The organism is Variibacter gotjawalensis (assembly GCF_002355335.1).
Classification (GTDB): domain Bacteria; phylum Pseudomonadota; class Alphaproteobacteria; order Rhizobiales; family Xanthobacteraceae; genus Variibacter; species Variibacter gotjawalensis.
The window spans coordinates 3,473,083-3,496,453 of record NZ_AP014946.1 but is presented as its reverse complement, the minus strand read 5'-3'; the positions used below and the strand labels follow the sequence as shown (position 1 = coordinate 3,496,453).

General features: G+C 62.9%; 20 protein-coding genes. 11 read left to right on the top strand and 9 right to left on the bottom strand.

Annotation, left to right across the window (positions count from 1 at the left end; genetic code table 11):
* Positions 1–165 precede the first annotated feature (165 nt).
* The 4 genes from GJW30_RS17050 (at position 166) to prfB (ending at position 5,784) form a co-directional block, all read left to right on the top strand.
* Positions 166–2,679 carry a penicillin-binding protein 1A gene (locus tag GJW30_RS17050; protein WP_096357450.1) on the top strand — a complete coding sequence of 838 codons (2,514 nt, stop codon included), beginning with the start codon at positions 166–168 and terminating at the stop codon, positions 2,677–2,679.
* A gap of 167 nt (positions 2,680–2,846) precedes the next feature.
* Positions 2,847–3,128: a hypothetical protein gene (locus tag GJW30_RS17045; protein WP_130364561.1), complete on the top strand. Its 282-nt coding sequence runs from the start codon at positions 2,847–2,849 to the stop codon at positions 3,126–3,128.
* Positions 3,129–3,386: 258 nt separating this feature from the next.
* Positions 3,387–4,595: an MFS transporter gene (locus GJW30_RS17040; protein WP_245408543.1), complete on the top strand. Its 1,209-nt coding sequence runs from the start codon at positions 3,387–3,389 to the stop codon at positions 4,593–4,595.
* A gap of 57 nt (positions 4,596–4,652) precedes the next feature.
* A protein-coding gene (gene prfB, locus GJW30_RS17035) for a peptide chain release factor 2 (protein ID WP_096358886.1) occupies positions 4,653–5,784 on the top strand; the annotation gives its coding sequence in 2 pieces (ribosomal slippage) (positions 4,653–4,721 and positions 4,723–5,784; 1,131 coding nt in all).
* Positions 5,785–5,948: 164 nt separating this feature from the next.
* Here prfB and GJW30_RS17030 read toward each other — a convergent pair.
* Both GJW30_RS17030 and GJW30_RS17025 read right to left on the bottom strand, forming a co-directional pair.
* On the bottom strand, positions 5,949–6,566 hold the full coding sequence (locus GJW30_RS17030; RefSeq protein ID WP_096357446.1) for a class I SAM-dependent DNA methyltransferase: 618 nt from the start codon (positions 6,564–6,566) through the stop codon (positions 5,949–5,951).
* Between the two features lie 2 nt (positions 6,567–6,568).
* Positions 6,569–7,105, bottom strand: coding sequence for an SRPBCC family protein (locus GJW30_RS17025; RefSeq protein WP_096357444.1), 537 nt, complete (start codon positions 7,103–7,105; stop codon positions 6,569–6,571).
* Positions 7,106–7,216: 111 nt separating this feature from the next.
* On the opposite strand from GJW30_RS17025, the gene GJW30_RS17020 reads away from it, so the two are divergent.
* The 5 genes from GJW30_RS17020 (at position 7,217) to GJW30_RS17000 (ending at position 11,915) form a co-directional block, all read left to right on the top strand.
* Positions 7,217–8,194, top strand: coding sequence for a Bug family tripartite tricarboxylate transporter substrate binding protein (locus tag GJW30_RS17020; protein ID WP_096357442.1), 978 nt, complete (start codon positions 7,217–7,219; stop codon positions 8,192–8,194).
* An 81-nt stretch (positions 8,195–8,275) separates the two neighbouring features.
* Positions 8,276–8,785, top strand: coding sequence for a hypothetical protein (locus tag GJW30_RS17015; protein ID WP_130364559.1), 510 nt, complete (start codon positions 8,276–8,278; stop codon positions 8,783–8,785).
* Between the two features lie 79 nt (positions 8,786–8,864).
* A complete protein-coding gene (locus GJW30_RS17010) occupies positions 8,865–10,073 on the top strand; it encodes a glycosyltransferase family 87 protein (RefSeq protein ID WP_096357438.1) in 1,209 nt (402 codons plus the stop codon).
* A gap of 424 nt (positions 10,074–10,497) precedes the next feature.
* Positions 10,498–11,445, top strand: a complete 948-nt coding sequence (locus GJW30_RS17005) for a Bug family tripartite tricarboxylate transporter substrate binding protein (RefSeq protein WP_096357436.1) — start codon at positions 10,498–10,500, stop codon at positions 11,443–11,445.
* Positions 11,445–11,915, top strand: a complete 471-nt coding sequence (locus tag GJW30_RS17000; protein ID WP_096357434.1) for a nuclear transport factor 2 family protein — start codon at positions 11,445–11,447, stop codon at positions 11,913–11,915. The genes GJW30_RS17005 and GJW30_RS17000 overlap by 1 nt, the downstream gene beginning before the upstream one ends.
* A 3-nt stretch (positions 11,916–11,918) precedes the next feature.
* Here GJW30_RS17000 and copM read toward each other — a convergent pair whose 3' ends face one another.
* The 3 genes from copM to bcp all read right to left on the bottom strand — a co-directional run bounded on the left by copM (position 11,919) and on the right by bcp (position 14,219).
* A complete protein-coding gene (copM, locus tag GJW30_RS16995; protein WP_096358885.1) occupies positions 11,919–12,287 on the bottom strand; it encodes a CopM family metallochaperone in 369 nt (122 codons plus the stop codon).
* Between the two features lie 91 nt (positions 12,288–12,378).
* On the bottom strand, positions 12,379–13,653 hold the full coding sequence (locus GJW30_RS16990) for a M23 family metallopeptidase (RefSeq protein WP_245408542.1): 1,275 nt from the start codon (positions 13,651–13,653) through the stop codon (positions 12,379–12,381).
* 92 nt (positions 13,654–13,745) lie between these two features.
* Complete coding sequence (gene bcp / locus GJW30_RS16985) at positions 13,746–14,219, bottom strand: thioredoxin-dependent thiol peroxidase (RefSeq protein ID WP_096357432.1); 474 nt, start codon at positions 14,217–14,219, stop codon at positions 13,746–13,748.
* A gap of 161 nt (positions 14,220–14,380) precedes the next feature.
* On the opposite strand from bcp, the gene GJW30_RS16980 reads away from it, so the two are divergent.
* The gene (locus GJW30_RS16980; RefSeq protein WP_096357430.1) at positions 14,381–17,899 is read left to right on the top strand and encodes a YhdP family protein; all 3,519 of its coding nucleotides are present in this window, start codon (positions 14,381–14,383) and stop codon (positions 17,897–17,899) included.
* A 135-nt stretch (positions 17,900–18,034) separates the two neighbouring features.
* Here GJW30_RS16980 and GJW30_RS16975 read toward each other — a convergent pair whose 3' ends face one another.
* Both GJW30_RS16975 and tyrS read right to left on the bottom strand, forming a co-directional pair.
* Positions 18,035–18,871, bottom strand: a complete 837-nt coding sequence (locus tag GJW30_RS16975) for a MipA/OmpV family protein (protein WP_096357428.1) — start codon at positions 18,869–18,871, stop codon at positions 18,035–18,037.
* A 185-nt stretch (positions 18,872–19,056) separates the two neighbouring features.
* A complete protein-coding gene (gene tyrS / locus GJW30_RS16970; RefSeq protein ID WP_096357426.1) occupies positions 19,057–20,307 on the bottom strand; it encodes a tyrosine--tRNA ligase in 1,251 nt (416 codons plus the stop codon).
* Positions 20,308–20,398: 91 nt separating this feature from the next.
* On the opposite strand from tyrS, the gene GJW30_RS16965 reads away from it, so the two are divergent.
* Positions 20,399–21,535 carry an anhydro-N-acetylmuramic acid kinase gene (locus GJW30_RS16965; RefSeq protein ID WP_165391581.1) on the top strand — a complete coding sequence of 379 codons (1,137 nt, stop codon included), beginning with the start codon at positions 20,399–20,401 and terminating at the stop codon, positions 21,533–21,535.
* Here GJW30_RS16965 and GJW30_RS16960 read toward each other — a convergent pair.
* Complete coding sequence (locus tag GJW30_RS16960) at positions 21,532–22,542, bottom strand: M28 family peptidase (protein ID WP_130364557.1); 1,011 nt, start codon at positions 22,540–22,542, stop codon at positions 21,532–21,534. The two genes, GJW30_RS16965 and GJW30_RS16960, sit on opposite strands and share 4 nt — an antisense overlap.
* Before the next feature lie 57 nt (positions 22,543–22,599).
* The gene (locus tag GJW30_RS16955) at positions 22,600–23,256 is read right to left on the bottom strand and encodes an alpha/beta hydrolase (RefSeq protein ID WP_096357422.1); all 657 of its coding nucleotides are present in this window, start codon (positions 23,254–23,256) and stop codon (positions 22,600–22,602) included.
* Between the last annotated feature and the right edge of the window lie 115 nt (positions 23,257–23,371).

Sequence of the window (23,371 nt, the reverse complement as noted above, 5' to 3'; positions counted from 1 at the left end):
TAAAAAACGGCGACCACGCCGACCGTTAGCTGCAATTCGTGGCGTGTTCGCCACAGGGGGCCCGGGCAAATTTCACCGGGAAGGCTGAGCAGCGCACCGAGCGATGAGTTCGGTGTATAAGGGCGGGCCGGGGCTAACCGGCATAGTGAGGTCGGAAGGACCGTAATGAAGCTTTTGCTCCGCTTCTTCGGGTGGGCGTTCGCCGTCGGTTCGGCAGTGTTCTTGGTCGGCGTCGTCGCCGTTGCGGGTGCCATGTGGCACTTCAGCAAGGAACTGCCGGATTACTCGACACTGCAGGACTACGAACCGCCCGTGATGACTCGTGTTCACGCGAGCGACGGATCGCTGGTTTCCGAGTTCGCGCGCGAGCGCCGGCTCTATCTTCCGATCCAAGCCGTACCGAAGCTCGTCGTCGATGCTTTCCTCTCGGCCGAAGACAAGAATTTCTACGAGCACGGCGGTATCGATTTTACGGGTATCGCGCGCGCCGCGGTGGTCTACGCGCAGAATATGGGCACGGGTCGCCGTCCGCAGGGCGCTTCGACGATCACGCAGCAGGTCGCCAAGAACTTTCTTCTCACCAACGAGCAGACCTTCGATCGTAAGATCAAGGAAGCGCTACTGGCGATGAAGATCGAGCGCGCCTACACGAAGGACCGCATCCTCGAACTCTATCTCAACGAGATCTATCTCGGCCTCGGCGCTTACGGCATCGCGGCCGCGTCGCTGATCTACTATGACAAGTCGGTGCACGAGCTTTCCATCGCGGAAGCCGCTTATCTCGCCGCTTTGCCGAAAGCGCCGAGCACGCTGCACCCGTTCCGCCAGCGCGAGCGCGCCACCGAGCGCCGCAACTACGTCATCGACCGTATGGTCGAGAACGGCAACATCAAAGCGGCCGACGCCGAGAAGGCGAAGAAAGAGCCGCTCAACGTCACGCCGCGTCCGACCGGCGCGCACATCTTCGCGGCTGAGTATTTCGCCGAGGAAGTGCGCCGCGAGGTCTACGAGCGCTTCGGCGAGAAAAAGCTGTACGAAGGCGGTCTCTCGGTCCGCGCGACGCTCGACCCGAAGCTGCAGGCGATGGCGCGTAAGGCGCTTGCCGACGGCCTCGTGAAGTATGACGAGACGACCGGCTATCGCGGCCCGGTCAACAAGATCGTGCTCTCGGGCGACTGGGGCACCCAGCTCGCCGAGATCAAGGCGCTCAACGATATCCCGTGGAAGCTCGCGGTGGTGCTCGAAACGGGCGACCAGTCGGCGCGCATCGGCCTCCAGCCGGGGCGCGAGGCGGGCGGTCTCTCGCGCGAGCGCAACACCGGCATCGTGCCGCTCGACGGCGTGCGCTGGGCGCGCGGCGCGGCGGGCAGCAACCGCAATCGCGGCACTCCGGGCAAGGTCTCGCAGGTGCTCGAAGCCGGCGACGTGATTTACGTCGAGCCGCTCGAGCGCAAGACGCGCGATACGCGGCGCCGTCAGACATCGGACCGCGACGAGGAAGATACGCCGGCGGTCGGCAATCTCTATCGCCTGCGGCAGGTGCCGGAAGTCTCCGGCGCGATCAGCGTGCTCGACCCGTTCACGGGCCGCGTGCTCGCCCTGGTCGGTGGCTTCTCGTACGACCAGAGCCAGTTCAATCGCGCGACGCAGGCGCTGCGTCAGCCGGGATCGTCGTTCAAGCCGCTCGTCTACGCGGCGGCGCTCGACAACGGTTACACGCCGTCGTCGATCGTGGTCGACGGACCGCTCGAAGTCGATATGGGCAACGGGCAAACCTGGCGCCCGGAAAACTACTCGCAGAAATTCTACGGACCGCAGACGCTGCGTTTCGGCATCGAGCAATCGAAGAACGCGATGACGGTGCGCCTCGCGCAAGACGTCGGCATGCCGCTCGTCGTCGACTATGCGAAGCGCTTCGGCGTCTACGACGACATGCCGCAATATCTCTCGTTTTCGCTCGGCGCGGGCGAGACGACGGTGCTGCGCATGACGGCGGCGTATTCGATGTTCGCCAACGGCGGCCGCCGCATCAAGCCGACGTTGATCGACCGTATTCAGGATCGTTACGGACACACGATCTTCCGTCACGATCAGCGCGAATGTCGCGGCTGCACGGCGGATGCGTGGAAGAACCAGCCGGAGCCGTCGCTGGTCGATCGCCGCGAGCAGGTGCTCGACCCGATGACGGCGTATCAAATCACCTCGATGATGGAAGGCGTCGTGCAACGCGGCACCGCGCCGATCCTGAAAGAAGTCGGCAAGCCGATTGCCGGCAAGACCGGAACGACGAACGACTGGAAAGACGCGTGGTTTGTGGGCTTTTCGTCGGATCTCGCGGTCGGCGTTTACGTCGGCTACGACAAGCCGCGCACACTCGGCACCAGCGCGGCCGCAACCGGCGGACATCTCGCGGCACCTGTCGTGAAGGATTTCTTGAAGGCTGCGCTCGCGAATAAACCCGCAGTGCCGTTCCGCGTACCGCCGGGAATGAAACTCATTCGTGTCGATGCGCGGACCGGTGTTCGTGCAAGCGGCGGCGACGGACGCGTGATTCTCGAAGCGTTCAAACCCGGCACTGCACCGCCGGAAGCTGCGATTGCTGCAGTCGATCCGGAAGGACGTCCCGAGTCGGTGACGCCGGAAGCCGATCGCGCCGTGCGTGGTGGCGGACTTTACTAAACATTCGCTGCAACTTGAGTTTTCTGCGATTTCGCCGGGCGATATGCCCGGCGTTTTCGCATGCGTCATGCGCAGTGAAGAAATGTATGTGTGTCTTTTTGGTCCTTCACATCCGCGTCGCACGTCGCTAGTGTTTGGCTTGTGACCTCGGAGTCCTGCGGCGGACCATGAAGCTCTCTGTACCAGTAATCCTCACCGCGCTGTCGCTTACGAGCGGCAGCGCGCTGGCGGTCCCGATGGGTCCGTTCCAAGCGAACGACACCGGCGGCATCATCGCGTACACTCCCGACGCTTATCACTCGCGTCACGCCATTGCGGGCGAGTACTGCTCGTCTTGGGGCAAGCTGCATCGCATCACGAGCGTGCGTCGCCGCTATGGCGAGTACATCGTGTTCGCGTGCTATCGCCCGCGCAATTCCGAAGGCATCGTGCTGCGCAGCAGCTACTGATTTCCTGACAACAGGACTTCGTCATTCCGGGACGCGTTGCTTGCGCAGCAAGCCGCGAGCCCGGAATCCATAACCTCAACCTTCCAATAGTTCGCTCGGTGAATATGGATCCCGGCTCGCGCGCTGTTCGCTTTGCGAACATCGCTTGGCCGGGATGACGGGGTTTGGGAAGGTTTGATCATTCGGTGGAAGCCGAAGCGTTCGGCGTTTCGCTTTTCCGCGATGCGTGGTCTCTTCGCGCTCCCGGAATGACGACGCGTGAACGAAGTGTCGAACAGCACTAACGACGAGACGGCGCGCGGCTATCACGGCTGGAAGATCGTCGTCGTCTGCTTCCTGATGGCGTTGTTCGGCTGGGGCTTCGGCTTCTATGGCCACGCCGTCTATCTCGCAGAAATTCAACGTTTGCGGGGCTGGCCGGCCTCGATTATCGCTAGCGCGACGACGCTTTATTACCTCTGCGGCGCGATTTTGGTGGTCTTCACGGCCGATCTGGTGCGCCGGCTGGGACCGAAAGCCATGGTTTTGGGCGGTATCGCCTGCATGGCGACCGCCGCGTTCTTGATCACGATCGTCGACGCGATCTGGGAGCTTTACGCCGCATATCTCCTGATGGCGATCGGCTGGGCGTCGCTGGGCCTCGGCTCGATCACCAATATTCTCGGCCTATGGTTTCGCACGAAGCGCGGCATGGCGATCAGCCTCGCACTGAACGGCGCTAGCTGCGGCGGGATCATCTTGGCGCCGATCCTCGTGCTGCTCTCGGCGCGCGTCGGTTTCGTTTACGCGATGTGGATCGCTATCGCTGCGATGCTTCTGATCCTGGTGCCGCTCGTTCTGTTTTGGCTGCGTGCGCCGGAGATCGAGCCGCCGAAGCCGGGAGTCGCGCCTGAAGTCGTGATGACGAAAGCGGAAGCGCTGCGCAGCTTCGCGTTCTGGTCTGTCGCGGGGCCATTTGCGCTCGCGCTGGTCGCGCAGGTCGGCTTCATCGTGCATCAGGTCGCGTATCTGACGCCGGCGCTCGGTCGCGATGGCGTTGCGGTGTCGGTCGCAATCACAACGACGATGGCGGTGATCGGCCGGGTAGGGCTCGGCACCATCATCGACAAGCTCGATCAGCGGCGCGCGTCGGCTATTTCGTTCACCACCCAAGGCCTGGCGTTGGCCGCGATGACGCTGACAAACGAACCTCTCGTTCTGTATTTATGCTGCGCGGTGTTCGGGTTTTCTGTCGGCAATCTGATTACGTTCCCGGCGTTGATCGTGCAGCGCGAGTTTCCCGCCGCGGCGTTCGGGACAGTGATCGCGCTGGTGACGGCGACGACGCAGTTCATCTACGCCTTCGGACCTGGACTGCTGGGCCTCGTCCGTGACGCGTCCGGCAGTTATGCGGCTGCGGTCTATGTTTGCGTTGCGTTTTTCTTCGCGGCGGCGGTGCTGGTGTTGATGAGGCCGCGCACGGTCTAAGTGGTTGCGTTCACGGCATTCCGCCGTTACATGACGCCCTCGAAAAGGAAATTTGTCATGCGCGCGGAAACGCAACAGGACATCGATGCCATCAAGCAGTCCGTGGGACTGCTGAGGAGGCATCTTTGACTTCGATACAGCATCAGTAAGGCTCGCGGAGCTTAACCGCGACGCGGAAGACCCGAAGCTCTGGGACGATCCGGAGCGCGCTCAGAAGATCATGCAGGAGCGCACTGATCTCGAAGACCAGCTATCGAGCATCGGGCGGATCGAGCAGGAAATCGCCGACCATATCGGGATGATCGAACTCGGTGAGGCCGAGGGCGATCAGGGCGTCGTTGCGGAAGCGGAGGCTGCGCTCAAAGCCGTGCGCGCCGACGCGACGCGGCGTGAACGTGAGGCGCTGCTGTCGGGTGAAGCCGACGCAAACGATACGTTCCTCGAAGTGCATGCGGGCGCGGGCGGTACCGAGAGCCAGGATTGGGCGCGGATGCTGCTGCGCATGTACACGCGCTGGGCCGAGCGCAAGAAATACAAGATCGAGTATCTCGAAGAGACTGCGGGCGAAGAAGCCGGGATCAAATCGGTCACAATCCAGATCAAGGGCAAGAATGCTTACGGCTGGCTGAAGACGGAACGCGGCGTGCATCGCCTCGTGCGCATTTCGCCGTTCGACTCGAACGCGCGGCGGCACACGTCGTTCTCGTCGATCGACGTCTATCCGGTCGTCGACGACCGGATCATTATCGATATCAAAGAATCCGACGTTCGCGTCGATACGATGCGCGCGCAAGGTGCCGGCGGTCAGCACGTCAACAAGACGGACTCGGCCGTGCGTTTGACGCATATTCCGACCGGCATTGTTGCGCTGTGTCAGGCCGAACGCTCGCAGCACAAGAACCGCGCCGAGGCGTGGCGCATGCTGCGCGCGAAAATGTACGAAGCCGAACTCAAAAAGCGCGAGGCGGAAGCCGCGGCCGAGCAGGCCGCTAGGACGGACATCGGTTGGGGTCACCAGATCCGCTCGTATGTGCTGCAGCCGTATCAGATGGTGAAGGATCTGCGCACTGGCGTGTCGACATCAGACACCGGCGGTGTGCTCGACGGCGACCTCGATCAGTTCATGGAAGCGACACTGGCGCAGAAAGCGTTCGGCGGCGGTCCGGACAAGGTCGAAGACGTCGATTAATATTAGGATTATCGCAGCGTTTTCAAAACAATGACGAGATCGCGTTTGTCGTCCCTCTCCCGTTCACGGGAGAGGGTGGCGGCAGCCGGGTGAGGGGACTCGTCGGCACCGGAATCGATGCTTGCCCTCACCCCAACCCTCTCCCGCAAGCGGGAGAGGGAGCCCTATCGCTGCGGCGCTATGGCTTTAGTCCGCTGGGCGAGCCACACCGTGTGGCCGCCGCATTCCGGATCGTTGGCGACATGCGCGACGACGGCTAAGCCGTTGTTGGCGAGCAGCGCGCGGTATTCTTCCGGCGCGAGGCTCGCGTGGTAGAGCGGGTCACCGCCGAACTCGCCGATCACTTCGCCGGCTTCCGGCCCGCTGGTGAACATCAGCGCGCCGATCGGGGCAACATGTTCGGCGAAGATCGCGAACATGCGGCGCTGATCGTCTGGCGCAAGATGGAAGAAACTATCCCAGGCGATGACGCCGTCGAACGTACGGCCGAGATCAAGCCTGCGCATGTCGGCGACGTGAGCATCGGCATTCGGCAGATTTTGCGCGAACAAAGCGATCAGTTCGGGCGAAGAGTCGACGCCGGTGACGGCGCAGCCTTGCGTCATCAGATAGCGCGCGATCGGCAGTCCCGAGCCGCAGCCGAGGTCGAGCACTGTCGCGGACGCCGGCAGGAGCGCGCGGAAGCTATCGAGCCACGCGCGTTCGCCGAGATGATCGCCGCGCGCATCCGCCCACGCGGCCGCGTGTTTGCGATAGTGATTGATGATCGCGTCGGCGCTCATGCTCAGCCGCGTTCCGCGACGGCCTTCATGTTAGCGAGACCGGTGTCGAAGTCGTTGCCGATCATCTTGTCGAAGTTGATCACGCTCGACATGACCTTGGTCATGAACGGCTGCGGGCCATACATCGCCCACGAAACATCCGTCGCGCCGTCGATCTCGCGCAGCGTGAAGTCCGCGATGTTGTCGCCGACGAAAGGCTTGAAGAATTGAAGGCGAATCTTGACGCGCTCGGGCGGCGGCGCTTCGAGGATATCCATCCGGCCCGAGCCGACACTCTTGTCACCTTCCCATGCGTAAGATCCGCCGACGCCGGCTGACGGATTCCCATATGTGCGCTTGAGCTTCGGATCGCGGTGCTCATAGGGCGACCATTCGGTCCAGCGGCGGAAATCGTTGATCAGCGGGAAGATCGTCGCGGCCGGTGCGTTGATCGTGATGTGTCTCTCATAGCGAAACGCGTTCGGCTTCGTTGCCGCGTAAGCGAGCAGGCCGAGAATCGCGAGCGCGATGAGTGCGAGGATCGTGAGGAGAATCGTCATGATGGTCCTCGGGGATGAACGGTGCGGCAGTGTAGCGCGGACTTCCCCTCCGGCGTCAAAGGTGTTTAAGGTCGCGCCCGAAAGAGCCCACAAGGGCCAAGGGAGGGAATAATGCTCCGCGCGTTTACGTTTGCCATCGCGATGTCGGCTGCCGTGCTGGCGCAGCACAGTGCCTTCGCACAAGCGCAGAATTGGCCGAACCGGCCGGTCCGCATGATCGTTCCGTATACGGGCGGCGGTTACACCGACAACATGGCGCGCACGGTCGGTGCGAAGATTTCCGAGGCGATCGGCCAGCCGCTCGTCTACGAGAATCGTCCGGGCGCGAACAGCGTGATCGGCGCCGAGGTCGTCGCGAAGGCTGCGCCGGATGGCTATACGTTCGGCACCGTGATCGCCGGGCATTCGGCGAACCAGACGCTCAATCCGAAGCTGCCGTTCGATGTCGTGAAGGACTTCACCTACGTCTCGCTGATGAGCGTCGCGCCGCTGATGCTGGTCGCGCGCAAAGATCTCCCGATCAAGAATGTGAAGGAGATGATCGCTTACGCGAAGGCGAATCCCGGCAAGCTGAATTTCGCGTCGAGCGGCATCGGCTCGGCGGCGCATCTGACGATGGAACTCTTGAAGGCGCGCGAAGGCCTCAACATGCAGCACGTGCCGTATCGCGGCACGCAGCCGGCGTTGACCGATCTGATCGGCGGACGCGTCGATGTGATGTTCGACACCGTCAGCGCGTTCATGTCGCATGTCGAAGCCGGTACCATCAACGCGATCGCGGTGACGGCGAAGGGCCGCATGCCGTCCGCGCCGAGCGTTCCGACGATGGGCGAGCAGGGCGTGCAGGACTTCGTCACCGGCACCTGGGCCGGCATCATTGCGCCGGCCGGAACGCCGAAGGCGATCGTCGATCGTGTCGCGGCGGAATCGAAGAAGGCGCTCGCCGATCCGGCGATGAAGGCGCAGCTCGAGAAGCTCGGCTACGAGGCGGTCGGCAACACGCCGGAAGAATACACGGCGTTCCTCAAAGACGAGGTCGCGCGCTGGGGCAAGGTGATCAAGGACGCCGACATCAAGCTCGAACAGTAGAGCAGGGTCCCGCCAATTGACGGTTGCTACTCGCGCGCGCCGCCGCTTCACTCCGGCCCGCAATAATTGAGGGCTTGAAAGATGCGGCGGACGGCACTGGTTTTGGCGGGACTACTACTGGCGATGATAGGCGCTCCGGCGCAGGCGCAGATGGGGCCGAAGGCGGTCTTTATCGATCTCGTTGCCGATGGTTCGATCCGGCCGCAGCTGTTTCAGTGCGTCCGGCGCTCGGTGGCGGAAGCCGGCGACGTCTCCTTCGTCAACGAGGACGATCCGAGCAAGACCAGCACGGTGAGCATCCGCGCGATTCCGACTTACTCCGGGCGCACGCTGACGGGCTATGTCGCGAGTGTCACCGTGACCAGCAACATGCCGGCCGCGATGCGCGAGCAGCTGACCCAGCAGATGCAGGGCGACGATCGGTTGCGGATGTTGTCGGAGCTTCGCCGCTACGGCGCGACCGAGATGGCGCGCATCATGGTGGCGCCGCGCAACCTCAACAAATTTTGCGATGACGTCGCCGCCGAGGTCGTTACCGGGTTGTTCGATACCTCCGGACGAGCGGCGGAGCCGGCGCGGCCGCGCCGTTAGGACGGCATTTACGCTATCGACTTAGCGGTTTTGCAACGACATCGCGCTATCACGGGGCCTCGTTTAGGGCCTCGAGCGCATGCGCCAGAATATCGAACTCAGCCAAGGAGCGGGGATACCGCACGCCAATGTCGTGGAGCATTGCGCGGCGATTTTCGCGCTGGTGCTCGTAATCTTCTTCGCGGCCGCGCCGTTCTTCGGCGTGTGGATCCTTGACGAGAAGTGGCAGAACCAGCTGCAGGACTTCCTGGCGTTCTACAGCGCCGGACAGCAGGCGCTCGGCGGCCAAGCCGGAGCGATCTACGTCCCGGACGTGGCGCACGCGGCCCAGGAACTCGCACTCGGCCGGGCCTTTAAGGGGCAATATCCCTGGTACTACCCGCCGTTCTACAATTTCCTGCTGATCCCGCTCGCGCTCATCCCGTACGGCATCGCCTACGCGGTGTGGGCGGTCGGCTCGATTGCGCTCTATATCCGCGTGGTCGGCGGGATTGTCGGGCATCGCATCGGCTACCTTCTCGCGCTCGCATTCCCGGGCGTTTTCTACACGGCACTGACCGGACAGAACGGCGCGCTCACGGCAGCGCTGCTGGCCGGATCGATGACGCTGATGCGAACTCATCCGGTTGCGGCCGGAGCGTGCCTCGGTCTGCTGACCTACAAACCGCATTTCGGCATTCTCGTTCCGCTGGCGCTTATCGCCGGGAAACAGTGGCGCGTCATGGCCTCGGCGGTCGTCACGACAATCGCGTTGGTTGCTGTGTCGTGGCTCGTGTTCGGCACAAGCGCGTGGCAAGGTTTCTTCAGCGCACTCACGATCGCTTCCGATCAACACATCGCGAACGGCTCGGTGAAGTGGCACAAAATCCAATCGCTCTATGCATTCTTACGCATGCTCGGCGCGAGCCAGACTGTCGGACTCGCCGCACATGCGGCGCTGCTTGCAGCGCTCGCGCTTGCGGTCTGGCGCGTGTGGCGCAGCGATGTGTCGTTCAATCTCAAAGCCGCGCTGCTGACCGTCGCGGTGCCGCTCGCGACGCCGTATTTGATGATCTACGATGGCATCGTGCTCGCGGTGCCGATGGCGTTCCTCATTCGCGAGGGCCGCGAAACCGGCTTCCGTTCTTACGAGTGGGCCGTGATGGGGATTGCGTGCGTCACGCTTGCAGTGCTGCCGTTTATCGAGGCGATGCCGTCGCTTTACATCGTGTCGCTGATGATCGGAGCGTTGGTCGTACGCAGATTGCTGGCGCCGGTGGAAATGCCGCAGGTCGCGGCGCGCGTTTAGGCTGGCTCTGAAAACAAACGCGCCGGGAGCGCCTAGTTGGGGCAATGCCTGACTGCCTATAGCCCCTGAAGGTCACATCCCGGCGGTGCGTCTGTGAGATGCCGCTACGCGTTAAGCCCAGACGGGTGTCTTAAGCGGTCCTAGCGGCACGTTGCGCCGGTGGCGTCATCGAAACCTCCACGTTGGTGGAAGGGAAGTGCAAACTTCGCTTTCCATCGTGTACGCGATGATCGTCCTCCCATGCAGGCAGTGTGTCAAGCACGGAAGTTCTCGCAGTCGCGGCAACGTGACTTGTCGCATGCTTTAACTGCATCGGATAAAAGTTCTCGATGCGTCCGCCGCATGCGCCCTACAATGCTAGGGTTGTTGAACGAAAAAGAATAAGAGGGGAGTTAGGTCAGTGAAGTTGTCTCGTCGTGTCGCGATGTGTGCCGTTGCGTTCGCCGCCGTATCGATCGCGCAGCCTGCCGTCGCGCAGGAATATCCGAACCGCATCATCAAATGGGTCGTCGGTTATCCGGCCGGTGGCGCCACCGATATTTTCGCGCGTCTGATCGGGCAGTATCTGTCGGAGAAGCTCGGCCAGCAGGTCATCATCGAAAATCGCCCGGGCGCCGGCAACAACATCGGCACCGAAGCGGTGATCAATTCGGCGCCGGACGGCTACACGGTGCTGCTGACCAATCCGGCGAATTCCGTCAACGCGACGCTTTATCGCAAGCTCAACTTCAACTTCATGAACGACACAGTGCCGATCGCCGGGATCGCGCGCGTGCCGAACGTGATGGAAGTGCATCCGTCTGTGCCGGCTAAGACCGTGAAGGAATTCATCGACTACGCCAAAGCCAATCCGGGCAAGATCAACATGGCGTCGTCCGGCAACGGCACCTCGATCCATCTCTCGGGTGAGCTGTTCAAGTTCATGACCGGCGTGCAGATGCAGCATGTGCCGTATCGCGGGTCGTCGCCGGCTTTGACCGATCTTCTCGCCGGCCAGGTGCAGGTGATGTTCGACAACCTTCCGGCGTCGATCGCGCATATCAAAGCGAACTCGCTGCGGCCGCTCGCGGTGACGACGGCGCAGCGTTCGAAGAATTTGCCGGATGTTCCGACGGTTGCCGAGACCGTGCCGGGTTATGAGGCGAGCGCGTTCTTCGGCATGTCGGCGCCGAAGGGGACGCCTCCGGCCGTCATCAAGAAGCTCAATGACACGATCAATGCGGCGCTCAAAGATCCGAATATCCTGGCGCGCATCGAAGAACTCGGCGGCATCCCGATGGGCGGCACGCCGGAAGAGTTCGGTGCTGTGGTCAAATCCGAGACCGAGAAGTGGGCGAAGGTCGTCGAATTCTCTGGCGTGAAGGTCGACTGATGCGAGGCGCCGCGGCGAGCCTACGAAGCGCTTTGCTTTGTGTGTTCGTCTGCGGCGCGTTTCATTCGGCGCTTGCGCATTCGCCGGGCGTCGACGATCAGGATCAAGCGGCCGCGCATGAGGTCGAGGCGTTTCGCGAATTCGTCAAACGCGCGGTCGACGCCAAGGATATTCACGCGCTGAGAATCCTTTACGCGGATTCCTTCACGCATACGCACGGCTCCGGCCGGATGGACGGCAAGGATACGCGCATCGTTTCGGTAATGGCTGGCGAGCCGTTGATCGAGAATGCGCCTGCGGACGACATCCGCTTTCGCGTGCACGGCGAGCATACGATCATCGTGACGGGCCGCAGCCCGATCCTGAACACCAAGGAAAACAAGACGTACCAGTTCCGCTGGATGGCGGTGTACGTGAAGCAGGGTCAGGATTGGAAGCTGGCGGCCAGTCAGGCGACGCGTTTGCCGTGAGGCTTATTTGCCGCGCTTCTTGAGCCAGGCCTGCATCCAATCGATCTCTTTTTCCTGCGCGCTGATGATGCCGGTCGCGAGCTTGCGGACCTCGCGCGACTTCGAGTGCTTGAGAACGATCTTCGCCATGTCGATCGCGCCTTGGTGGTGCGGGATCATGCCGCGAATGAAGTCGACGTCGACGTCGCCCGTGTAAGCGATGCCCATGTCCTTGTGCATCTTCTCGTTGGCGGCTTGGAAATCGGCGGTCGAACTACCGGCAGCGGCTGGCGCTGCGGACTGTCCGTGCTGATGGTGCTGGTGTGTCTGCGCGTAAGCCGGTGCAGCGAAAGTGAATGCGAGCGCTGCGGCGGCGAGCAGGGAATGCTTCATCGCAAAATCCTCATCGAAAAAATAAAGGCTCACGCATCAGCCACGCGCTGCGGCGTACCTCGATGGCAATACGTGCGAGACGGGGGCGGCGTTACGTCTTGTCGTTGAGACGGCTGCCGGCGCGGAGGAATTTCACCGGATCGACAGGCTCGCCGTCGATGCGGGTTTCGTAATGAAGATGCGGGCCGGTTGAGCGGCCGGTCGAGCCGACGCGGCCAACGACTTGGCCGGGCTTCACAATCTGGTCTTCTGTGACGGAGATCGACGAGAGATGGCCGTAGCGGGTGACGAGACCGTTGCCGTGATCGACTTCGACCATGCGGCCATAGCCGCCGCTCCACGATGCATTCGTCACGCGGCCGCCCGCGGTGACGCGCACCGGTTCGCCGGTGGAGGCGCGGAGATCGAGGCCGCTGTGCAGCGCGTAAGCGCGAATGAACGGGTCCATGCGGACGCCGAAACCCGACGACGATTCGAGGCGGCCGGCGAGGGGACGGCCGAGCGGTACGCTGTGCAGCGTCTTGCTCAGGCGATCGAGATGGTTGCGCGCGAGATTGACGCGCTCGAGCTGGCGATCGAATGCGCCGGTATCGGATTTCTCCGGGACCGGGACGAATGGGCCGCCGAGTCCGTTAACCGATTCGCTCGGCGCGATCTTGCGAAGATCGAGGCCGATCTCGGCTAGCACGCCGCGCAGGCGGAGTGCTTTCGCGCCGTAGCCGTCTTCGAGGGCGAGGAGGCGCGAGCGCTGATCCGTCTCGACGCGGTCGAGCGACTCTTCGACACGCGAGATCGCGTGTGAAATGCGCGCGGTGCTCGCCTTGCCGCGCGCCTGCGGCGTTGGCGAGTCGAGCAGATAAGATTGGCGGTCGAGCACGGTTGGGGTCGACGGCTGCGGCGTCGGCACTTCGATCATCGGAGCCGGCGTATTGCCGCCGCCGATGAGAGGGCGGCCGTGCGGCCGAGCGGGGGCGGTATCGGGAAGTCCGCTCAACGCGGAGGCGCGGGTCTCGAGCGTCGTTTGGCGACGGGAGAGAGTTTCGACGCGCTGCTCCATCTTCTCTTGATCGAGGAGGTGACGGCTCGTCGTGCGGTCCATCTCGGCTTGCAGCGCGGCGATGCGGTCTTCGTAGGAGCGCTGCATAACGCTCTGCTGCGAGATCATTCCGCTGACGATGGTGTCGCTGAATGTGAAGTAGGCGGCCGAGCCGACGCTCCACACGGTCATGGCGGCGATGACGGACGCCGACGCCCACAGCGTCAGCGGCCGGACGCGGAAGGCGCGCTTTCCACTTTCGATGGTGTAGGGCTGACGCCGCCCGAACGATGCGGGCGCGGACTCGCCTTGGCTCACGCGGTACGACATATCGGCTCCTGTCCCGGGCCCGAATCGGTCATGGGACAGCGCGCATGATCAGCGGTGCATGGTTAATGTTTCGGAAAAGGCACCGAAACTGGTCAGCCGCCGTCTTTTACGGCCTTCAAGACCGCCTCGGCGTGGCCCGGCACCTTCACCTTGCGCCAGATCTTGGCGATCTTACCCTTCTCGTCGATCAGGAAGGTCGAGCGTTCGATGCCCATGTATTTGTGGCCGAACATCGATTTCTGGGTCCAGGCGCCATAGGCGCCGAGCATCGCGTGGTCTTCGTCGGAAGCGAGCGGGACCTTGAGGTCGTACTTCTTCTTGAACTTGTCCTGCGCCTTCACGGGATCGGCCGAGGCTCCAATCACGGCCGCATTCGCCTTGGCGAAATCGGCCGCGAGCGCAGAGAAGGCGCGTGATTCGACCGTGCAGCCGGGCGTGTCCGCCTTCGGATAGAAGAAGAGGACCAGTTTCTGCCCGCGAAAATCCTTCAAGCTCACGGTATTTCCGCCGTCAGCCGGCAGGGAAAAGTCCGGTGCTGTGTCGCCAACTGCTAAGTTATCGGTCATTGCCTTCCTTTCGGCACTTTCGACGGGCTTATGATCCTGAAATCATGTAATTTTACCCGCAGAAGCAGCCATACTGCTCGCACCGGATAGTGACGTAGGTTTGTGAAGGACCGCAAGGTCGTCCGGAAATTGATCCGGAAGTAGGGGATATACGCTTCAGAATGCCTTTTGCTGCGCTCCAGAATGCGTGGGACCGCACACGCCTCCAGTTGCGCGGCATGGCGCTGCGTGGGGTTCAGCCTGAGCACATGCACCTCCTGCGGCCACGGAAATCGCGCTGGCCGCGCCGCTGCGCCATCGGCGCAATCGCTTTCGTGCTTTTCATCGCGGCGTCGGTCGGCGGCCTTTGGTGGCGCCTCAATAGCGGGCCTATCGCGCTCGACATGTTTACGCCGTTCCTGACGTCCGCGCTCGAAAGCCGGGTCGGCGGTGGCCGCAGCGTCGAAGTCGGCGGCACCATCCTTGAACTCGACGAACATGGGCGCACCGCGATGCGCCTGCACGACATCAAGGTCTTCGATCAGGATCGCAACGTCGTCGCGAGTGCGCCAAAGGCGGAAGTCGGCATTGCGGGCGGGTTGCTCTCCGGCAGCTTGCGGGCGACGCGGATCGAACTCATCGGCGCCGAGATGGGCGTTCGCATCGAGACGGATGGCCGCGTCACCGTGTTCACCGGCGGCGAGACGCAGAAGCCGATCGCCAGCGTCGATGCGAAGGCGATCGCGCAAGCCGCCGCTCCGGCCACGGCGGGCGGTCAGGTGCCGCAGGACTCGCTTGCGAGCGATGCCGCGGGCCTCGCCGCGCTGATGTTCGGCTGGCTGCAGAATCTCGACAATGCCGGGCTCGACGGCGGCGACCTCAACGAGGTCGGTCTGCGCAACGGCACGATCTCGGTCGACGATGCGCGCAACGGGAAAAAACTCAGTTTTGCGAATATCAATTTCGCGCTGAAGCGTTTGAGCGGCGGCGGCGCAACGCTGGACATCAAATCGTCGGGCACAGACGGCCCATGGTCGATCGTCGGATCCGCGCGTCCGAACGGCGACGGCACGCGTTCGATCGAAGCGGCGATCCGCGACCTTTCACCGAAAGATGTGTTGCTCGCGTTGCGCCTCGATCAAGGCGACTTCCGCGCTGACGTTCCGCTCAACATGGACCTGGTCGCGACGCTGGGCGCCGACGGCACGCCTACGTCGCTGAACGGACGCATTCTCGCCGGCGCCGGTTTCATCGGCGACGCGAAGAAGGACATCGCGCGTCTGCGCATCGACGAAATGACGGCGGATATCAAGTGGGACGCCAAGCAGCGCCGCCTGACGATCCCGATCGATCTTTCGTCCGGCGCGAGCCGCGTGCGTCTCGCTGCCGTCGTCGAGCCGCCGCCGCAGAATTCGGGCGTGTGGACCGTATCGCTTGCGCAAGGTCAGGCTTCGCTCGCTGCCGCCGGCAGCAAGGAAGCGCCGGTGCAGATCGAGCGCGTCATTGGCCGCGCGACGATCGACACAGTCGGCAAGCGTCTTGCGCTGGAGAATATGGAACTCGGAGGTCGTGCCGTCGCCGCGACGTTGTCGGCCTCGCTCGACTACAACACGGAAGACCCGATCCTCGCCTTCAAGATCGAAGGCGGCCGCATGTCGCTCAACGCGCTGAAGCGTTTGTGGCCAATCTTTATCGTGCCGGAAGTGCGCCGCTGGGTCGACGAGCAAATGCTCGGCGGTACGGTCGAGAAGGTCTCGATCTTCGGCAATGCACCGCTGAAAACGTTCACGCCGCACGGGCCCCCGCTCACCAACGAGCAACTCGTGATCGAGATCGGCGCGCGCAATGCGATCGTGCGCCCGCTCGACGCGCTGCCTAGCCTCAAGGATGTCGACGTCGCGACGCGGATCGTCGGCCATACGGTGTCGATCGCGTTCGGCAAGGGAACGATCGATCTACCGTCAGGCCGCAAGCTGATGGTCGCGGGCGGCACATTCGATATAGCAGACACGTCGCTGAAGCCGCCGATGTCGCAGACGCGTCTGCGTGTCGAAGGCGGCCTCGATGCCGCGGCCGAGATGCTCTCGATGGAAGCGCTGCGGGATGCCTCCGGATTGCCGCTCGACGCCGCGACGACGAAAGGCAATGTCGTCGCCAACATCGCGCTCGCTGTGCCGATGCGCCCGGTGGTGACGCGCAACGAAGTCGGCTACGCGGTCGAAGCCGAGATCACGAATTTCGGCGCGGAGAAATTCTTCAAGGGGCTGAAGGCCGAGCAGGGCACGCTACGGATCAGCGCGACGCACGAGCAAATGCAGGTGAAGGGCGACGTGAAGATCGGCGGAATGCCGTCTGCCGTCGAGTATCGCACCGCGAGCAGTCAGCCCGAAGCCGAAGTGCGCGTGCAGGCGACGCTCGACGATGCGGCGCGCAATCGTCTCAACCTCGATTTCCCTGGGCTCTCTGGCTCGGTCAACGTGAAGTTCGGCGGACGCATGAAGCCGACGACGCGCGAAGGGCGTTTCGGTTTCGAAATCGACCTTAAGGATTCGAAGATCAACGACCTCATTCCGGGTTGGATCAAAGCTGCGGGCCGCCCGGCGCGCTCGACCTTCACGCTGGTCGATCGCGGACAATCGATGCGGCTGGAAGACTTTGTGCTGGAAGGCTCGGGCGTCTCGGTGCGCGGCGCGCTTGAAGTCGACTCGCAGGGTGAACTGCTCTCGGCGAATTTCCCGACATTCTCGCCGTCGGAAGGCGACAAGGCTTCGCTCCGCATCGACAAAGCGAGCGACGGCGCGATGCGTTTGACGTTGCGCGGCGACGTCGTCGACGGGCGCGGTTTCGTCAAAGCGTCGATGTCCGGACAGAAAATCGAAGCGAAGACGAAGAAGCCGCAGGACTTCGATGCCGAAGTAAAGATCGGCGTCATGACGGGTCACAACGGCGAGACGATGCGTAGCCTCGATCTCAAGATCTCGCGGCGCGCCGGCCAAATCCGTGCCTTCTCAGCAAGCGGCAAGATCGGCAGCAATGCATCGATCAACGGCAGCATGGAAAAGCGCCAGTCGCGGCAAGGGATCGTCGTAACGTCGGCGGATGCCGGCGCGTTGTTCCGCTTCGCCGATATTTATCCGCGCATGTATGGCGGCACGCTCGAGGTCGCGATGGATCCGCCGCTGGCGGATGACACGCCGCGCGAAGGCTACATCAAAGTGCGTAACTTCGCGGTGCGCGGCGAGCCTGCGCTCGATGGCGTTGCGGCCGCGCGACCGGGCGATCCGAATGCGCCGCGCGCGCGGGCCGGCACGACGGGCGGCGTGCCGTTCACCGATATGTATGCGGAGTTCACGCGTTCGCCTGGCCGCTTCTCCGTTCGTGACGGTGTCGTGCGCGGCCCGTCCGTCGGCGGCACGGTCGAAGGTAATCTCGATTACGCGACCAACAGCGTGAACATGCGCGGGACGTTCGTCCCGCTCTACGGCCTCAACAACATTCCGGGGCAGATCCCGATTCTCGGCATGTTCCTCGGCGGCAGCAAGGAAGGCCTGCTCGGTGTCACCTATCAGGTGACCGGCAAACCGAATGCGCCGACGCTCAACGTCAATCCGATGTCGGCGCTCGCGCCGGGCTTCCTGCGGAAGATATTTGAGTTTCGTGGGAATGAGGCCAACGTGCCGACGGGTCGTCAGACGGATTGATTGTCGGGCTGCGCTAGTGTGCGCATTAGCCGTCCGCTCTCACCCAATCACGAAGACTTCTTTCGCGTGCTGCGGTACGCGTGATGGATCCCCGCTTTCGCGGGAATGAGCGGAGACTAGTCTAGCGCTGAATGATTAGCGGATGCCGTTCGGCCAGGTGTAGCCGAAGCGATAGGATAGGCCGAGCGACGCCGTGAACTGATTCACTTCGCTGTTGGTCAGCCCCATGATCGGGCTATCCGGAATGTCGCCGAGGAGGCGCGTCCAAGATGCCGTCGAGCGGATGGCCCAGCGATCGGTGAGCCAGTAAGCACCGGTCGCCGCGACGCCCGCGCTGCGCAGACCGCCCTTGATGTTGTAAGCGGCAAGACCCGTCGCGGCCGACTGCGTCGGCGTCACGCCGAAGTAGGTCTGCATGTAATCGCTGGTGGCGAAGCTGACGCGCGGGCCGACCGTGATTTCGGTGCGGGCTGTCGGGCGCATCAAGATGTCGACGCCGAGATCGGCGAGGAAGCCTTGATGACCGCCGACGCCTTGACGGCCTTCGACGAACACTTCGACATTCGGGAAGCGATAGCCGACACGCGCGCCGAGTTCGACGGCAGTCTTCACGTTGCCGAGGCCGGGCAGGCCGAGGTCGGCGCCGCCCTTGCGGTCCGGCACGTAGCGGAACGCCGGCGTGATGCCGAAGCCGCGATCGTCGAACCAATCAGCGCTGTTGCGTTCACCCGTGAACGGGTTGACGAGAAGGCGGGCCTGACCGAACGGCCATGCGACGACGTCGTAGCGCTTCGAGCCTTCGAACCGGGGAACAACCTGAGCGCCGCCGCCGAGGTCGACGAGGACGTCGGTGCCGCTCCAGGCCGTACCGGCCGGACCCCATTGCACCGGGGCAGGCGCGCCCATATCCGCCGCAACCGCGGGAGCGGCGAGCGTAAGCGCGAACAGTGAAATCAGCCCCAGGCGACGCATGATCAGAACTCTACGAAAAAAGATGTCGACTTTATAGCGGCTTGTTTGGTTACCGTTTGGTTGAACATAGGCGGAATCGGGTTAATCGGTTCCCGAAACCATCAAGTATTGGCCGACCGTGTCCGAACCGCCACAACGAACACCCCCGGCAGACCCGAGGATGCATCAAATCGAGGCAGAGGTCACTAAACCGGGCGTAGAAGAACGTGCTTCTTCTTGCCGAGCGATAGCTTGATCACTCCGTCCGCGAGGTCGCTTTCGCTCAAGGTCGCCCGCTCGTCCGTCACGACCTTGTCGTTGACGCGGAGGCCGCCGGCCTTGACCTGGCGGCGTGCTTCGCTGGTCGAGGCGACGAGTTCCGCGCGCGCGTAGGCGGTGAGCACACCGAGGCCGGCGTTGAACTCGCTACGCGGGATCTCGACGGTCGGCAGCGTTGCCGACGTCTCGCCCTGCTCGAAAGTCTGCCGCGCGGTCTCGCTCGCCCGCGTCGCGGCGTCGGCGCCGTGCATCAAGCTCGTCGTCTCGGTGGCGAGAACTTTCTTCGCCTCGTTGATCTCGTTGCCCTTAAGCGCAGCGAGGCGAGAGATCTCGTCCATCGGCAGCGTCGTGAAGAGACGCAGGAAGCGCGCGACATCGCCGTCCTCGGTGTTGCGCCAGAACTGCCAGTAATCGTAGGGAGAGAGCATGTCGGCGTTAAGCCACACGGCGCCGGCAGCGGTCTTGCCCATCTTCGCGCCCGACGATGTCGTGAGCAGCGGGCAGGTGAGCGCGTAGAGCTGATGCGTGCCCATGCGACGGCCAAGGTCGACGCCGTTGACGATGTTGCCCCACTGATCCGAGCCGCCCATCTGCAGATTGCAGCCGTAGCGGCGCGCGAGCTCGACATAGTCGTAGGACTGCAGGATCATGTAGTTGAACTCGATGAACGAGAGCTCTTGCTCGCGGTCGAGGCGGAGCTTCACCGAGTCCATTGTCAGCATGCGGTTGATCGAGAAGTGGCGGCCGACGTCGCGCAGCATCTCGATGTAGTTGAGCTTGGTCAGCCACTCGGCATTGTCCGACATGATCGCATCGGTCTTAGCCCCGCCGAAGTTGATGAACTTCGCGAATGTGGTCTTGATCGAGTCTTTGTTGGCGTCGATCTGCTCGTAGGTGAGGATCTTGCGCGTCTCGTCGCGGCCCGAAGGATCGCCGACGCGCGTCGTGCCGCCGCCCATCAGCGCGATCGGCTTGTTGCCGGTCGCCTGCAGCCAATGCAGCATCATGATCGAGAGCAGGTGGCCGATATGGAGCGACGGCGCCGTGCAGTCATACCCGACGTAAGCCACGACCTCGCCGCGCTCGGCGAGGTCATCGAGACCCGCCGCGTCGGACATCTGGTGGACATAGCCTCGCTCCGAGAGAACGGAGAGGAAATCGGACTTGAAGGCACTCATCGCTTAGCCATTGTTTAGGTATCGGATCGACAATCGGCGCCTGCGCCGTTGCGGCGCGGGTTTAGCAGGTCGTCATCCGCAAGGGAACCGCATGATTTTCAGGGCAATCGGGCTGATGAGCGGTACGTCGATGGACGGCATAGATGTCGCCCTGATCGAGACCGACGGCGAAACGGTTGCGGCCATGGGGCCGTCGGCCTCTTATGCCTATGCGGCGGCCGATCGCGACCTGTTGCGGCAGGCGCTGGCGGACGCGGCGGGCATGACGGATCGCGCGGTGCGGCCAGGCGTGCTTGGCGAAGCAGAGCTTCTCGTCACGCGGCGACATGCCGAGGCGGTGCAGCGGTTCCTCAAAGACAATCAGTTGTCGCCGAGCGCGATCGACGTCGTCGGCTTTCACGGACAGACCGTGTGGCACCGCCCGGAGCAGAAACTCACCGTGCAGATCGGCGACGGACAAGCGCTCGCCGATGCGACGGGATTGCGCGTCGTCTACGATCTGCGCGCTGCCGACGTTGCGGCGGGCGGACAGGGTGCGCCGCTGGTGCCGGTCTATCATCGCGCGCTCGCGCGTTCGCTCGGAGAAGGGGGATCGATCGCGGTACTAAATATCGGCGGCGTTGCGAACATCACGTTCATCGATCGCGAGACGTTGATTGCCTGCGACACCGGGCCGGGCAATGCGCTGATCGACGATCTCGTTCTCGCGCGCACCGGCGGACGTTACGACGCCGACGGAGCGCTCGCTGCGCGCGGCCGCGTCGATGAGACGGCACTTACGCGGTTGCTCGCGCATCCGTATTTTGAGCAGTCACCGCCGAAATCTCTCGACCGCAACGATTTCCGCGCGCATGTCGCGGCGCATGGCGGTCTCGATGCAATGTCTGCAGAGGATGCGGCTGCGACTTTGACCGCGCTCACCTCCGCGACGATCGCGCGTGTCGTCGAACGTTTGCCGCGCGCGCCCGCGACGTGGATCGTCGCCGGGGGCGGCGCGCTCAACCCAACGCTGATGCGGATGTTGTCGACGCGTGTAGCTCCCGCGCGCGTGGAGACCGCGGCCGATGTCGGCTGGTCCGTCGAAGCGATGGAAGCGCAGGCTTTCGCGTTTCTGGCGGTGCGCGCCCTGAGCGGCATACCGCTGACATTCCCGGGCACGACAGGCGTTGCGGCGGCGTTGACGGGCGGCGTCGTTGTGACGCCGCGCGCTAAGGCGAAAACCGCTTAGCGTTTCGCTGCGTCACGGATCACCCTCTCGATGCCTTTCGTGACACGTGCGTGGCTTTCGAAGTTCACCTTGTCCGGCGTATCGGTGGGCTCGTGATAGTGCGGATACCGAAAAGTCGCGGTGTCCGTGATCATCAGCGCTTGGAAACCGTGGTTCGAAAACGACCAATGATCGGACCAAGTGATGCCCGGAATATAGCCAGGCGCCGCGCCGCCGATGGTCGGAAACTTTGTATGCTCTCGAAACGACTTGATGCTCTCTTGCACCAACGGCCGTGAGTTCAGCATGCCGACGAATGAGACGAAGTTGCCGGGCTGAGAATAGATCAAGCCGAGGGGCGGCGGATAGCTCTGGCTGCCGGGTTCGTCGCTATAGAAGCCGAGCGTCTCCAGCGAATACATCGCGATGACGCGCTCTTTGCGAGTGCTCAGCATCGCGGCGTAGTGCCAGCTACCCATCTGGGTCGTGTAAAAATACGGCGGTTCCTCGTTGACGAAAAGCACGAGCCGGATGCGCTTGTCTGTGGTGCCTCTCAAACCGGACAGCATCCGCGCAAGTTCGAGGACTGAAGCAGTGCCGGTCGCATTGTCGTTCGCGCCAGGTGTGCCTCTAGCGCTGTCGTAGTGTGCGCCGACGACAATGACGGCGGGGTCGGTCGCCGCGGCAGAGGGCTCTATCGTCGCTTCGATGTTGCGGACCGGCTTCTTGTCGACTTCGTAGCCGTGGCGATTGACGACGTAGCCATAATCGCCGAGCACGCTCTCGATATAGAGAGCGACTTTCTCGAGTTCCTCGGGGTGATCGAGGTTGTGCTCACGGGCCGCGATAACTTCGACGTGACGCCGCAACGCATCAGCAAGGTTGCGCTCTTCGGCCGTGAGCGGAGGCAGCGGGCCTATATGAGGCGTCCCCGGAACCGTCGTGAAGTAGATGAGGCTTGCGTAGAGCGTCACGGAGCCGACGACGAGCACGGCAAACGCAAGCAAGACCTTCGAGCGCAATGTCATTTTCAAATACGTGTTGGAAGCGATCGCGCGCAATATGCGCGATCGCTAGTTTCGGAATTAAGCCGCCGGTTTCACGATGCCGAGGCGCTTATCGAGATAGCCGGTGCAGACTTCGAGCAAGGCTTCGACCTTCGACTCAAAGAAGTGGTTGGCGCCCGGGATCACGCGCTGCTCGATCACGATACCCTTCTGAGTCTTCAGCTTCTCGACCAGCGTGTTGATGTCCTTCGCGGGCGCAACAGCGTCCTTGTCGCCGTGCGCGATTAAGCCGGACGACGGGCAGGGCGCTAGGAATGAGAAGTCGTAGAGGTTCGCGGGCGGGGCGATCGAGATGAAGCCTTCGATCTCGGGACGGCGCATCAGAAGCTGCATGCCGATCCAAGCGCCGAAAGAGAAGCCGGCGATCCAGCAGCTGCGCGCTTCCGGGTTGATCGTCTGCGCCCAATCGAGCGCGGCCGCCGCATCGGAGAGTTCGCCGGAGCCGTGATCGAACGAGCCCTGGCTGCGGCCGACGCCGCGGAAGTTGAAGCGCAGCACGGCGAAGTTTCGGTGCGCGAAGGCGTAGTACAACTGGTAGACGATCTGATGATTCATCGTCCCGCCGAACTGCGGGTGAGGGTGCAGGATGATCGCGAGTGGCGCGTTCTTCTGCTTAGCGGGATGATAACGCCCCTCGATCCGTCCAGCCGGACCGGTAAAAATCACCTCGGGCATCGTTCAATCCTCTCGCATTCTCTAGGCAAATTGTGTTCGCCGGTGGTAAGCCGCGTCGTCAGTCGTGCTGATTGCGGTCAAGCTTTCCAGCCGGTGTGATCTCTCGGACGGTTCC